This is a genomic window from Bacteroidota bacterium, from assembly GCA_016715425.1.
Taxonomy (GTDB): Bacteria; Bacteroidota; Bacteroidia; order Chitinophagales; family BACL12; genus JADKAC01.
The window spans coordinates 251,372-266,285 of record JADKAC010000005.1 but is presented as its reverse complement, the minus strand read 5'-3'; the positions used below and the strand labels follow the sequence as shown (position 1 = coordinate 266,285).

Annotated in this window: 12 protein-coding genes and 1 tRNA gene; 7 read left to right on the top strand and 6 right to left on the bottom strand. The window is 34.2% G+C overall.

Annotated elements, in window-relative coordinates:
* Both IPN31_07015 and IPN31_07010 read right to left on the bottom strand, forming a co-directional pair.
* Positions 1–1,272, bottom strand: a complete 1,272-nt coding sequence (locus IPN31_07015) for a dihydroorotase (protein ID MBK8681645.1) — start codon at positions 1,270–1,272, stop codon at positions 1–3.
* Positions 1,256–3,307, bottom strand: coding sequence for a BatA domain-containing protein (locus IPN31_07010; GenBank protein ID MBK8681644.1), 2,052 nt, complete (start codon positions 3,305–3,307; stop codon positions 1,256–1,258). Before IPN31_07010 ends, IPN31_07015 begins: the two co-directional genes overlap by 17 nt.
* Positions 3,308–3,438: 131 nt before the next feature.
* Here IPN31_07010 and IPN31_07005 point away from each other — a divergent pair.
* Positions 3,439–3,512 (top strand) — tRNA-Pro (locus IPN31_07005).
* A gap of 350 nt (positions 3,513–3,862) precedes the next feature.
* On the top strand, positions 3,863–4,201 hold the full coding sequence (locus tag IPN31_07000) for a hypothetical protein (protein ID MBK8681643.1): 339 nt from the start codon (positions 3,863–3,865) through the stop codon (positions 4,199–4,201).
* Between the two features lie 51 nt (positions 4,202–4,252).
* Here IPN31_07000 and IPN31_06995 read toward each other — a convergent pair whose 3' ends face one another.
* Positions 4,253–4,855 carry a cytochrome c oxidase subunit 3 gene (locus tag IPN31_06995; GenBank protein ID MBK8681642.1) on the bottom strand — a complete coding sequence of 201 codons (603 nt, stop codon included), beginning with the start codon at positions 4,853–4,855 and terminating at the stop codon, positions 4,253–4,255.
* 55 nt (positions 4,856–4,910) lie between these two features.
* On the opposite strand from IPN31_06995, the gene IPN31_06990 reads away from it, so the two are divergent.
* Positions 4,911–5,453, top strand: a complete 543-nt coding sequence (locus IPN31_06990; protein ID MBK8681641.1) for a hypothetical protein — start codon at positions 4,911–4,913, stop codon at positions 5,451–5,453.
* Positions 5,454–5,490: 37 nt separating this feature from the next.
* The gene (locus IPN31_06985) at positions 5,491–6,309 is read left to right on the top strand and encodes an SDR family oxidoreductase (GenBank protein ID MBK8681640.1); all 819 of its coding nucleotides are present in this window, start codon (positions 5,491–5,493) and stop codon (positions 6,307–6,309) included.
* Positions 6,310–6,381: 72 nt separating this feature from the next.
* Here IPN31_06985 and IPN31_06980 read toward each other — a convergent pair whose 3' ends face one another.
* Both IPN31_06980 and IPN31_06975 read right to left on the bottom strand, forming a co-directional pair.
* On the bottom strand, positions 6,382–7,014 hold the full coding sequence (locus IPN31_06980) for a hypothetical protein (protein ID MBK8681639.1): 633 nt from the start codon (positions 7,012–7,014) through the stop codon (positions 6,382–6,384).
* Positions 7,015–7,498: 484 nt separating this feature from the next.
* The gene (locus tag IPN31_06975; protein ID MBK8681638.1) at positions 7,499–10,051 is read right to left on the bottom strand and encodes an ATP-dependent Clp protease ATP-binding subunit; all 2,553 of its coding nucleotides are present in this window, start codon (positions 10,049–10,051) and stop codon (positions 7,499–7,501) included.
* Between the two features lie 231 nt (positions 10,052–10,282).
* Here IPN31_06975 and IPN31_06970 point away from each other — a divergent pair, with 231 nt between their 5' ends.
* Positions 10,283–10,654: an STAS domain-containing protein gene (locus IPN31_06970; protein MBK8681637.1), complete on the top strand. Its 372-nt coding sequence runs from the start codon at positions 10,283–10,285 to the stop codon at positions 10,652–10,654.
* An 8-nt stretch (positions 10,655–10,662) separates the two neighbouring features.
* On the top strand, positions 10,663–11,610 hold the full coding sequence (locus IPN31_06965) for a ribonuclease Z (GenBank protein ID MBK8681636.1): 948 nt from the start codon (positions 10,663–10,665) through the stop codon (positions 11,608–11,610).
* Positions 11,611–11,666: 56 nt separating this feature from the next.
* On the opposite strand, the gene IPN31_06960 is transcribed toward IPN31_06965, so the two are convergent.
* Complete coding sequence (locus IPN31_06960) at positions 11,667–13,502, bottom strand: fibronectin type III domain-containing protein (GenBank protein MBK8681635.1); 1,836 nt, start codon at positions 13,500–13,502, stop codon at positions 11,667–11,669.
* A gap of 431 nt (positions 13,503–13,933) precedes the next feature.
* Here IPN31_06960 and IPN31_06955 point away from each other — a divergent pair, with 431 nt between their 5' ends.
* The gene (locus IPN31_06955) at positions 13,934–14,896 is read left to right on the top strand and encodes a T9SS type A sorting domain-containing protein (protein MBK8681634.1); all 963 of its coding nucleotides are present in this window, start codon (positions 13,934–13,936) and stop codon (positions 14,894–14,896) included.
* The last annotated feature ends 18 nt before the right edge of the window (positions 14,897–14,914 follow it).

Sequence of the window (14,914 nt, the reverse complement as noted above, 5' to 3'; positions counted from 1 at the left end):
CTATAATTTTTTAAATTGATTATTTGCAATAACTGCCAATGCTTTTCCTTTTAAAGTTTTACCGATAAAAGGATTATTAAATGCCTTTGAATATGTATCGCTTTTATTAAACTGCCATTCTACATCTGCATCAAAAATAGTGAGATCAGCAGGTGCGTTTTCTTGAATAGTTGCAATGGGTAATCCGATTACTTTTCTTGGATTGCTTGTAAATTTTTCAATGCATTGTTCTATATCAAGTTTATTAGAAGTTGCAAAACGGAATGCACCAAATGTTGCTTCTAATGTTGCGATACCGAAAGCCGCATATTCAAACTCTAATTCTTTTGCGTCGCTTTCATGAGGTAAATGATAACTGCAAACAGTATCAATAGTTCCATCTGCAATTGCTTCTAATAATGCGGCATTATCTTTAGCAGTGCGCAAAGGAGGATTCACTTTAAAATTTGTATCATACTCTGCAAGCATTTGTTCATCAAAAAATAATTGATAACCGCTTACAGATGCAGTGATAGGAATACCTTCTTTTTTTGCTTCACGAATATGTGCAATTGCTCTTGCACTTGATATACATGCAATATGCAATTTTGATTTTGTGTAATCCGATAATTTAATATCACGTATCACCATCAATTCTTCCAACACATCGGGAATTCCATACATACCAAGTTGCATACTCATCACACCTTCATTCACATTTGCATTGCCAACTACTACATGATCGTTTGGAATATTTATGATGGTTCCGTTAAATGGTTTTACATATTGCAAGCTGCGCAATAAAATACCATCATCAGAAATCGCATGATCGGCATCTGTAAAAGCAATTGCTCCGGCTGAACGCATATCATACATTTCGGTGAGATCTTTTCCCTGCAAATTTTTTGTAACAGCACCAAGAGGATGAATAGTAACAAGATGCCCTTTATTTTTATTGATTACATATTCAATATCAGATTTTGTTTGCAATACAGGATTTGTATTCGGCATACAACATACATGCGTAAATCCACCATGCATTGCAGCATCTGCTCCACTTAATAAATCTTCTTTTTGTTCAAAACCCGGATCACCAAATGATGCTAAAACATCCACCCATCCGGTTGAAATATTTTTTCCGGAATAATCCCACACTTCTTCTTCTTCATTTATTGATTGCAACGCATCTCCAATTTCGGAAATAGTATTGCCGACAATGCGAATATCTTTAATAAAATTATGATATGGAGAATTTGGGTCGGTTATGGTTACACCTTTAATAAGTAAGTGCATGCATTTGTTTTTCTGTTAAGGTAAAAACCTTATAAGCAGTACTTCTAAAGCTAAAAAAAGCAAGTGCTAAAATAATACAAATTTTCCATAGCGCTTTTCCTTCATTGAATTGTGAAACTGCTGTTGCAAGATTTTGTGAAGTATTGGAAATGATGCGCACATTCGGTGCGTTAAATAATTCTTCTAAATCTTTTGCAGAATAAAAAGTGAGATTACTTTCACGTCTATCATAATTCAATGCTATTTCCTGTTTATCTGTTGATTCATTAATTACAAAAATTCCGGAGGCTTTATTATTTGTACCCACATTAATTTCTACTTTATTTCCACTGCGACGCAAACCGGGAATAAATTCACCGGCAGCACCAGAAACTGTAAGTGGCTTATCTCCTATTGCAATTACATCATGCACTTTAATCCAAATATCTTTTCCGATGGTAACAAACAATGGAGATTCGGGTTGGCTTAATACTGCAATGCGAAAAAATACCGGAACAAAAATTCCACCTTGCACCGGAAAATCTGTAACTGTATTTTGTAAGGGTGAAGAAAATAGATACACTTTTCCGCTTCCATAATTATTACTTGCGAGAAATGGAATAGCATCACTGAATAACATAACTCCATCACTCATACTGCGACCGGAAGTATTAATTATAAAACTTTTATTTGCAAAAGGCAAGGTAATATTCTGCGGAATTTTTTCAAACACTTCCGAAAAAATTGCATGCTCGCTATTAATTTTTGAAACCGTTCTTTTTGTATTTATCAATTCACCAAAAGAACCTGCATTGCATGCGGATAAAAAAGTATTGATACTATTTTCATCCATGTCCAAAGCTGGAATTACAACAACAGATGTTCCGTTGTTTACTGCTTTCACCAACATTTCTGATAAACCGCTGCTGATACTTTTTACTTCATTTAATACCACAAGATTAAATCCATCCAGTTCACTTACATTTAATTGATTAGCCTGCTGCTGTGTATATGCAAACACATCAGTACCGGAAAATAAAGAAGTGAGATATGCATTTGCATTATTGCCATTAATAGTCAGCACAGGAATTTGCGCAACAGGTTTATAAGTAAAATAAAATATATCATCAAAGGTTACCGGATAGTCCTGAATAAATAATTCTCCTCTTTGCCAATTGCTTTCATTCACAGTAAAATTTAAAGTGTCAATGATGAAGGCTCCGGCAGAAATTTGCAAAGTGGATAATCCTTTTACCTGATCTTGTATTTTAAGATTTAATGTAGCGTTGGTAATATCTTCTGTTCCATAATTATGCACCCGAACACATAATGAAGATGGTTGATTAATTAATTGCACCGGCGAAATAAACCATGCGCTGTCAATAGATAGATTGCGAATATTCTTACTGCTAATCGGCACAAGATTAATTTGATAGCTGCTGTCGGGAGTTATTTGTGTATTGTTTTTTTGAAAATCGCTGATTACAAAAATGGAACGCTGTTCTTCATCGGCACGATTTAAAATATCTTTCTGACGTTTTAATATTTCATCTGTAGTTTTTACTTCGGGAGAAATATTTACTTGTGCGAGCATTTGTAAAAACGCTTCTTTATTTACCAAATGCTGATGACCTGCTTCAAAATCATTAGTGAGTAATTGAAATGCATCATCCACTTTATATGCATCTGCAATTTCAGTTGCTTTTTCTTTTGCAATATCAAACAATCGCTTTCCATCTTGCATCGTTTCCATACTGAAAGAATTATCAATATAAATACTTACTGCCCGTGAAGTAGGTTTTGATTCTGCAGACTCTGATGGAATAAATGGTTGTGCAAATGCAAACACCAAAAAAGTAATTGCCAGCAAACGAGTGAGCAATACAAGCAAATGTTTTAAGCGATTTTTTGTTGCAGTTTCTTCCTGAATATTTTTTAGAAAACGCACATTGGTAAAATACACAGTGCGGTATCTGCGGAAATTAAACAGATGGATAATAATCGGGATACCAAGCAGCAGCAGTGCCCACAGGAAGTTTGGATATATAAAACTCACGTCGTAAAGATAGTCAGCAGATTAAACAACATCATTGCAGAAATATTTTAAAGTGTTAGCATATCAATTCCATTGCGTTTGTTTTTGTGATAGAAGATGTGGTGCTGTAAATTTGCAACTCTTCTTTACATCGGGATGTAGCTCAGCTTGGTAGAGTACTCGTCTGGGGGGCGAGTGGTCGCAGGTTCAAATCCTGTCATCCCGACTTGATCCCTTCATATAATAGTCCCGCAGATTGCGCTGAGGACGCAGATAAAAAAAAACTTGGTCGCAAAAAAATTACACGTAGTGCACTGAGTAAGTAACTGAGATTCACCGAGAGAAAAATATTTTCTTAATGAATTTTTGAATTCATGCTAATCAACAAATCATTTAATCAAAGTTCAAGCAATAGATTAATAATAATATTGAACGATAATTTTTTTAACCCAAAACTCGAAACGTTTTTGTCAATGGTCAAAGTAATTTGCCAATAGCTAACGGCCAATTGCCAATAGCCTTTTAATAAAATTCAGGTACGGTTTTAGTAACTTCACTCCGTAAAATATTTAAACAATGAAAAAATTAATAATGATTGCAGTTGTCTTGATGATTGGAACTATCAGCATGGCACAAAGTACCCCGGAACAAAAGGTGGATAGCGACAAAAAAGAAGCAATGGGCAAACCGCAAATTAAATCTTTGAAAAAAGTAGATGTTACTGTAACAGAAAAAACTGAATCTGATTCTGTGAAAGAAACACCAGCGGAAACACCTACAGAAACACCGGCAACAAATCAAGTGACAAATAAAAAGCAAGTGGAGAAATCAAAAACTGTAAAAAATACAGGCGTTGAAACTAAACCAACCAAAAAAGCAGAATCCTCTAAATCGCAAGCACGGTCAAAAGAATAAAGTATATTAAATCTCATTTCAAAAAACCACTCTCAAAAAAGGGTGGTTTTTTTAATTATGCATAAACAGAAAAACTAAGAATAGATATATCCACAAAAAATCTATGGTATGCCAATAATCCACCAATAATTTCAAACGGTATTTGCGAATAGGATCTGTAAAAAATAGCAATCGGGAAATTTCATCTTTGGTATAAATATTTGAGCGATATGCAGCCACCATTAACATAACAACTCCCACAAGTATATGTATCACATGCAATCCGCTTATTACATATAAATAACTTGCAGACGGTGTGCCGTCTAATGTGATACCTTGCTTTTGTAATTGCTGCCAACCTATAAATTGACACACAATAAATGCTATTGAAAGTAATAATGCAATTATATATCCTCTTCGCAATTTCATAAATCTTTCCGTTTGATAACATCGGATTTGGCGTTTCATAATAATACTGATAGCAGCAACTATCAAAGTACTCAACCAGAATATTTGTGGCAATTGAAATTGTTCCCAGGTTTGTTGTTTTTCATTTAATAAATAGGCAAGACTTAAAGCAATAAACAACATCACAATTCCGCTATAAACAAAATACAGAAAAAGAGAAAGCGGCCAAACCACTTTATTATTTGTATTATCAATTCCGATGCGCATAGTGAAAGAACAAATTTACAGGCACTCGGTTCTTAATTTCTTAATTTCGCATGTTATGAAAAAGATTATAATACTGTTGCTGATTGCATGTTGCGCCGGACAAAGCACATTTGCACAAAGCAAGAATAAAAAAAAGGTAAAGCCCTATTTTGTAGTTATTGATGATGGCTCTTTCACCAACAGTAAAAGCGACCGTGGTTCAAAACTCACGGGCTATTACGAAAAAGATTCATTGGTGGAAATGGTAGCATGGATTGGTTTTGCAAGCGGCGATATTAATCGTGAATTTTATTATTGGCAAGGTAAAATGATTATGGTGAAAGAAACACATCGCTTATATAATCCGGAAACCTCGGCTGATATTGACAGCATAAAACCCACCTTTAATGCACGCTATGTTTTTACCAATGATAAACTCACGGATATAAAACAAAAAGGTACATTTAGTTTTGTTGAAATGCCTTCCGATAAAGCAACTCAGGAAGCTACATATCTTTCCATGGCTGTGCAATATTCGGGTGCATTGGAAAAGGCAAGAGCAAATAAAGACAATCGAATAAAACTGAAGAAAAAAGATTTGCCTAAAACGGAAGAGTAATTCTTTTAAATTTATTAAAACAACACATACAAATATTATGAGCAATAATTTACTACAAGGAAAAAGAGGAATTATTTTCGGAGCATTAGATGAGAGTTCTATTGCATGGAAAGTAGCAGAAAAATGTTTTGCCGAAGGCGCCAAATTTACTTTGACAAACGCACCTGTTGCCATGCGCATGGGTGCAATAAATCAACTTGCTGAAAAATGCAATACAATAGTGATTTCGGCAGATGCAACATCAATGGAAGATCTTGAAAAATTAATTGATCAGAGTGTAGAGCATCTCGGCGGTAAATTAGATTTTATTCTGCACAGCATCGGTATGTCGCCAAATGTCCGCAAGGGGAAAACATATACCGATTTGAATTATGATTATCTCACAAAAACATTAGACGTTTCTGCAATATCATTTCATAAAGTAATGCAGGCAGCATATAAAAAAGATGCAGTAAGTGAATGGGGAAGTATTGTGGGTTTAACTTATATAGCTGCGCAACGCACCTTCCCAAGTTATGGAGATATGGCAGATGCAAAAGCAACATTGGAAAGTATTGCAAGAGGATTTGGGTATCACTATGGTAAATTCCGTAAAGTGCGGGTGAATACAATTTCTCAATCACCCACATGGACAACAGCTGGAAGTGGTGTAACAGGTTTTGATGCATTCTTTAATTATGCAAATAAACTATCACCATTGGGAAATGCAAGTGCAGAAAGTTGTGCTGATTATTGCTTGTTTTTATTTAGCGATCTCAGCCGCATGATAACCATGCAGAATTTATTTCATGATGGTGGATTCAGCAGTGTAGGTGTTAGCGATGAAGTGATGGAATTATTTATGAATAAGGAATAAATTGTTATCGAACAGAGATATTTCAGGTAACTCTGAGGAAACTTGAATTTTCATAGTACTATATTTAATTAGTTAATAAAAAATTTCGAAGTCTGTAGTATCAAATGATGTGCAATATAAAGTGTCGCCATAAACTATTGTTGTTAAATTTTTAGTAACTCCCCAATAAAGGAAGTTTTCGTAATTCCCAAGCACACTAAATATCAAAATCGTATCAAGAATATCACCAACAAAAGAAAAAGTTATCGCTCCATTTATTGCTATTTTATCAGACTCATTATACGGTATAACATTTTTTAAATTTAATCTTAAATACCCAATAGGCTGTAATTTAACCTCAACATTATTTACACCAACTTTATCCTCATCTACCGGAACCTCATTATAATAATTAAAGTATTTCTCTGCAATTGCTGTGCAGTAATAACCATAATTCCCATTATAATCAAACAGAAAAGAGAAATTTCCGTTAGCATCAGAAACAGTTTGGTCAATTTCAAAAGAAGGACTTCCCCCACCACCCCAAGTACCACCACCTTCATTACCTAGAAGATATACAATTGCATTAGGTATACCTGCATCAGTTGTTTTTTCACTAACAATACCATTTACAATTCCATTTTGCAAATCAGAAACAGGAGGTGATGTTTCGCAAGATGCGGCAAGAAAAATTACTATTATACTAAATGAAAAAATTGCTCTCATAAAATTTTCTTTTATTAAAGTTAGATTTTTTATTTAGAAAATATAAGAAGGAGGATTTAAAAAAACGCAGGTTCTCAAATGCTAACACACAAGGCTGCGTTTTGAGGAACCTGCTGGCACGGTTGGGGAAAATAATGAAGAAAAGAAAGTGAGCTGTTTGTTCGATTATTTTTTGTCTGAATCACTGATTTAAATGATTAATAGATTACACAGATTTTTTGAATTGATATTTTAAAATCAGTGCAATCTGTGTAATCCAAATAATCCGTGATTCAGATAAATTACCAGTTAAAAAATAATTAAATATTCTAACGCAGGTTCTCAAAGGCTATCAAACAAGGCTTTGTTTTGAGGAACATGCTGGCACAGTGGGGAAACATTTTATATTAGGAATAATATAATCTCACAGCGTTCCCTTAGAGTAACACTTTGATAAATTTTAAACAAAAAAAAAACCTCAGCTTCCTGAGGTTTTTTTAAGTTGCTATACTTCTTTTTCTTTCTCTTCCTTCTTCTCTTTTTTCTTTGGCGGAGGTGTATTAATTATTAATTCACCTTTCTCTGCATCATACTCTACAGCTAAAGTATCACCTGCTTTAAACTTACCTGAAAGAATATTTTCTGCCAGTGGATCTTCCAGATATTTTTGAATTGCACGATGTAATGGTCTTGCTCCAAACTGTGGATCATATCCTTTATCGGCAAGAAAATCTTTTGCTGAATCTTCTAACTTTAATTTAAAGCCCAACACTTCTAATCGAGTGCGCACTTCATGCAATGTAATATCAATGATTTTGAATATATCTTCTTTAGCTAATGCATTAAATATTACCACATCATCAATACGATTTAAAAACTCCGGAGAGAATGTGCGCTTCAATGCAGTTTCAATCACACCTTTACTGTGATCATCGGCAGCTCTTTCTTTTGCTCCTGTACTGAATCCAACGCCCTGACCAAAATCTTTTAATTGTCTTGCACCAATATTAGATGTCATGATGATTAACGTATTCTTAAAATCAATTTTTCTACCCAAGCCATCTGTTAACTGACCATCATCTAACACTTGCAACAAAATATTAAAAATATCCGGATGCGCTTTTTCAATTTCATCCAACAGAATTACTGAGTATGGTTTACGTCGCACTTTTTCAGTGAGCTGTCCACCTTCTTCATAACCCACATATCCGGGAGGCGCACCAATCAATCTGCTGACACTAAATTTCTCCATGTACTCACTCATATCAATGCGAATCAATGAATCTTTATTATCAAATAAAAACTGACTCAACACTTTAGCTAATTCTGTTTTTCCAACACCAGTTGGTCCTAAAAATATAAATGAGCCAATTGGTTTTTTCGGATCTTTTAATCCTACTCTATTGCGTTGAATTGCTTTTGTAATTTTTGTAATTGCTTCATCCTGTCCAATAACTCCCAGACGTAATTCATCCGCCATGTTCACCAATTTGGATCCTTCACTTTGCGCAATCCGTTTTGTTGGAATGCCGGTCATCATCGCAACCACTTCTGCAATATCATCTTCAGTAACAGGATATTTTTCTGTCTTCACCTGCTCTTCCCATAATGCTTTTGCAGCTTCTAATTCTTCCAATAATTTCTTTTCATTATCCCGCAATTGCGCAGCTTCTTCATAACGCTGACTTTTTACAACCTGATTTTTTTTATCCTTAATCTCTTCAATCTTCGCTTCTAATTTTACCACATCTTCAGGCACATGAATATTTTTTAAATGCACTCTTGCACCTACTTCATCCAATACATCAATAGCTTTATCCGGTAAGAATCTATCAGAAATATATCTGTTGGATAATGTAACACATGCTTCAATCGCATCGTCTGCATATTCCACATTATGATATTCTTCGTATTTCGATTTTATATTATTTAAAATCTCAATGGTTTCATCCGCAGTAGGTGGATCAATCATCACCTTTTGAAATCTTCTGTCTAATGCTCCATCTTTTTCAATATACTGACGATACTCATCTAAAGTAGAAGCACCAATACATTGCAATTCACCACGAGCTAATGCAGGTTTAAAAATATTACTTGCATCTAAAGAACCTGTTGCACCACCTGCACCAACAATAGTATGAATCTCATCAATAAACAGAATTACATCTCTGTTTTTTTCGAGCTCATTCATAATTGCTTTCATACGCTCTTCAAATTGTCCACGATATTTTGTACCGGCAACTAAAGCAGCAAGATCTAACATCACAATGCGCTTGTCAAATAAAACACGGGAAACTTTTCTTTGAATAATTCTTAAAGCCAATCCTTCCACCACTGCAGTTTTACCTACACCGGGTTCACCAATTAAAATCGGGTTATTCTTTTTACGACGACTTAATATTTGACTTACACGTTCTATTTCTGTTTGTCTTCCAACAATGGGATCTAATTTTCCATCTTCGGCAGCACGGGTAATATCTCTACCAAAATTATCGAGCACCGGAGTTTTAGATTTAGCAGCACCCGGTTTTCTCGGAACATTAAACTGACGTTCAGATTTTTCTTCTTCTTCAAATCCTTCATCTTCTGCAGAATTCGTCGGCATATCCTGACCCATTTCCTGGCGCACATAATCCAATTCCTGGCGGAACAATTCATAATCAACGTCAAACTGTCCGAGTATCTGCGTAGCGATATTGTCTTTATTTTTCAAAATAGAAAGTAATAAATGTTCTGTACCTATAGTTTCACTTTTCAAAACCTTAGCTTCTAACACAGTAATTTTTAAAACCTTTTCAGCTTGTTTAGTCAATGGTAAACTACCTGCATTTACAGCTTGTCGTGGAGATTTTTCACGAATAGCTTCTTCCACGCTTTTGCGCAGCAGCACCATATTTACCTCTAAACTTTGCAATACTTTAATTGCGAGTCCACCACCTTCCCGGATTAATCCAAGCAACAGGTGTTCAGTACCGATATGATCATGTCCTAAGCGCAGTGCTTCTTCACGGCTATAGGAAATAACCTCTTTTACTTTGGGAGAAAATTTTGCATCCATATTTTTACCTTGTTTCAATTATTAAACCAATTAAATCGAACTGCCAATATAACAATTACCACAATACGAAAGTGATAATAATTGTAACGTGATTGTAAAACACTTGCATTTATATAATGATTCAATGCACTACAATTTTAAGCTTGTTTCGCAAATTTGAAAAAAAAATTAATTGGTTCTTATCCACAATCAATTAAATCTCGCTATAATTGTTCATCAAAAAGAATCATTATGAAGTTTACATTAGACAAGAAAGAAAGGTATTGCGTGTTTAAGTTGAATGAGGACAAACTCAATTCACTGATTTCTCCATTATTAAAAAGCGAACTCATCTTATTAAATCAAGAGGGTTATAGAAATATTATTTCAGACCTGAGTCAAGTATCATTTGTGGACTCATCCGGACTGAGTGCTTTACTCATTGGCCATAGAATTTGCAAGGAATCGAAAGGCACCTTTGTATTGTGCGGGTGCAACGAAGCAGTTATAAAACTCATCAAAATTTCACAGTTAGATACTATATTAAATGTGGTGCCGACTGAAAGCGAAGCAACAGATTTCATTTTAATGGAAGAAGTGCAGCGTGAAATTGAAGGTGAGTAAAAACAACTATGTCATTTGAAGTAACCATCATCGGAAGTAATTCAGCGGTGCCGGCACACGGACGAAATCCCAGTGCGCAGGTGGTTACTATTTCGGATAAATTGTATTTAATTGATTGCGGTGAAGGCACACAAATGCGGTTTCAGCATTGTGGAATTAAATGGAGTAAAATCAATCAGATTTTTATCAGCCATTTGCATGGAGATCATTACTTCGGATTAATTGGTTTGATTTCTACTTATCATTTATTGAAAAGAATAAAACCTCTGGAAATTTTTGCGCCTGCTCCATTATTGAATATCATCAATGCACAATTGCATGTAGGTAAAACAACATTATGCTACGAATTAATTTTTCATCCTACAGATTCCAATACTTCGAAACTCATTTATGAAAATGATGAAATTACGGTTGAAACAATTATACTGAATCATCGCATTGACTGCACCGGATTTTTATTTCGTGAAAGACAAAAGGACAGAAAAATTAATAGAGATAAAATGCAGGAGCATAATATTTCTTTTGATTACGTTCCCGAATTAAAAAAAGGAAATGATATACAATTGAAGGAAACCGGAGAATCGTTTTCAAATGCAGAACTCACTATTGATCCACCGCAGGCACGCTCCTATGCATATTGTTGTGATACTGCTTATGATGAAAGAATATTGCATCAATTAAAAAACACCGATCTGCTTTATCACGATTGCACCTTCGATAAAAGTGGTGTTGAAAGAGCGAAAGAAACATTTCATACTACTACAGAGCAGGCAGCAACTATGGCTAAAAAAGCTTGCGTACAAAAATTATTGATTGGACATTTTTCTGCAAAATACAGCGACCTGAATATTTTGTTGGAAGAAGCAAAAGAAGTGTTTCAGAATACAGAATTGGCTATTGAAGGAATTACTTTTGAAATCCCCCGCATTGCAGAAAAGGTTAAAGTGGTGGAATAAATTTCACAAAGTTCCCTTCGGGTAACTATGTGATGACAGTTAGTAATCCTAACACATTATTCACTATACAATTTTACAACTTGACTTCTTATTTTACCTGCATTAGTTGCAAGTATTACAGTATATAAACCTGCAGGAATATCTGTGGCATCCAGAGAAATATAATTTGTATTGTTTAAAATAAAATATCTGCTATCTAAAACAACTCCTGTTAGCGAAACTATTTCAATATGTATTTTTTCATCTAAAATTTCCGGTAATTGTATTTGCAAATAATCACTAAATGGATTTGGATAAATTAATACCTCTTGATCATCCATGTTATTATTAAATGCAAATTTTAATGCGGGTGTATTAAATGCAAATGCTTCTGACCATGGTAAAGAAATAGTATCCTCACATAATGCTCGCACCCGGAATTTATAATTTGTAGATGGTGATAATCCTGAAACTATTTTTGAATTTGTATTTAGAATGAATTGATTCCATATTTCAGTTCCTATTTCTTTATATTGCAATTTATATTTCACAGCCCCAATAACCGGCTCCCATTGTAATTTTGCTTTGTTCGCATTTATCATTGGCACAGATAAATTTGCGGGAGCTTCAGAACAAGGTGATACATCAGGAGTTTTAAATCTTATAATCATAAATTGCCCATTCAATTTTCCGCCCACCATAATTTTTCCATCGTTTTGTAATTCTAATGTTTGAACCAAACCTCTTACAGGTTCAAGATGCACACCACCGGAAAAAAAAGTAGTATCAATCAATCCATCAATAGTATATCGGGCAAGAATAATTTGTGTAGAATCCCCACAATATCCATGACCTCCAACTATTAATTTTCCGTCGGGTTGAATGGCATTACCAGTTATTAAAGTGGAAACGCATGTATCTAACAACAGCACACCATCATTCCCATAACTACTGTCTATTATTCCTTCATCCAATATGCAAACCGTTGCTCCTCTTGAATTCTCACCAGACGGAATGGGCTTGCTAAGTCCGGTAATAAATAAACGACCGTCAGAATCAACCACTGCATCATAGGGATAGTCAACTGAATTTTCAGGTGAATAAAAATCTACTTTTATTTTACCTCCACTACCGAAACTCAAATCCTGTATTCCATCAGCAAAGTATTTAACAGCAAAAAAATCCAGGTTAGAAAAAAACACATATCCGGTTAAGAAGAAACTGCCATCCGTTGTTAATTCGATGGTAGCAGTAGTGGTAGATTGAAGGGGAATATTATAATTTGTTAATCCATCTACACCATAGGTGCTATCCACATAACCATTTGCTTCTAACTGTAAAGTAATCATGGTCCAACCAATACCTGAAATATATGTAGTGCCTGCAAGTAAAATTTTTTCATCTGCAGTAATTACTAAATCTTCAAATTCTGAATTTGCGCCTTCTACAGGATCAATATAAAATCCTGCATCTGCAAACATTGTATCTATACTGCCGTCATCCAAAAGTTTTAAAACAAAATAATTGTTGTCAATTCCATTTGTAGATTTTATTTGACCAGCAATCAATAATCCACCATCCGGATGTATTGAAATCGCATTTGCATAAAAATCTTTATCTGCCAAACCAAATTCAACCATACCATCCTCAGAAAAAGTAGAATCCAAATCACCGTTGGTAAGTAGCCTGACTACGATAGCTTTTGATCTACTAAAGATTTCATCATCAATAAATCCACTGGCAGCTATTTTACCATCATCATATAAAACAATATCCCAACAATAACTGATATATGCATCGAGTGGAAGTTCAACTATTCCAACCACTCCAAATCCGGTATCTAAATCAGAAGTTTGTGCATTTAAATTGAATGTAAAAGATAGAATGCAAATTATGTAGATTAACTTTTTCATGGCTAATTATTTTTATTAAATGTACGATTATTTGAAAGTGAATCAAAATGATTGAATTCAACCTTCACAGAGTTTTCTCGAGAGAAAATAGTGAATAGTGAATGGTGAATGGTGAATAGTGAATGGTGAGTAGTGAGTAGTGAGTAGTGTGAGTAGTGAATAGTGAATAGTGAATAGTGAATAGTGAATAGTGAATGGTGAGTAGCTGAAAGTTCCGATTAAAATCGGAATGAGTAGTGAAAAAATTAACCGCTAAGAACGCTAAGAAAAAAATACGCAAAGGACGCAAGCGATTAAAAAATGGTTGGCGAGAGTGTTTAATTAATAAGATCATCACCGAGTTATGTCCTCAAGAATAAAATTGAATTAAATAATTACTCAGCTATTACACTATTATTTTCTTCAAGATATATATACTGTAATTTAGTGTTATGCAATCATCCTATAGTTTTTTGAAAATAGTGTTACTTCTTGTTGTAACATTTTGTCTAACTTTTCAAGTAAATGCACAAAGCACCGGCTTTGCACCATTAGGCGCAGAATGGCATTATGAAATAAGACATCCTTTTGATGGTGCGGTTGAGTTTTCGACAATCAATGTTGTTGGTGATACAATTATTGCAGGAAAGGTATGCAGAATATTAATTAAAGAAAATAGACCGGGTTGTTATGGCGGAGCATATATTGACTATATATATGAAGAAGATAGTGTGGTATATTTTTATGATTCAAATTTCGATGCATTTCAAATTCTATACGATTATACAGCAAACCAAGGTGAATATTGGTCTACTAAAGTCCCTGCATATACAGAACCCGATGTTTATGATTCAATACAATTGTATATTGATTCTATTAAATATGAAGTGATTAATGATAAATCCTTGAAAGCTTTATATGTTACCATGACTCATTCCTATTTAGAATCTTATGGATTTAAGTTCAGAACAATTATCTATGAAAAAATTGGTAGCTATGATTATCTGCATATCTATTTTGATAGATATTTTGGACTTTGTGATGATCAATACTCTTATGGACTGCGATGTTATGAAGACTCTGAATTCGGTTTATACGAAACCGGCTTGGCAGCAACCTGTGATACAACATATATTTTAACATCAGTAACAGAATCAGAACTTGAAAATGATTTTAAATTGTATCCAAATCCCGCAAAAGATTTTTTATATCTGGATATAAATTCTAATGATTGTTTGAGCCAACCTACATCTATCAATGTGTATAATGCGTTAGGTGGATTGATTTTGCAAAATATTAAAACGCAATGTGGATTGAATGCTATTGAAGTAAATAATTTATCACCCGGCATTTATTATTTGCAATGCAATCAAAATGGACAAATAGTTTTTTCTCAAAAAGTGATTATTGAATAACTAAGACCTGACACTAAA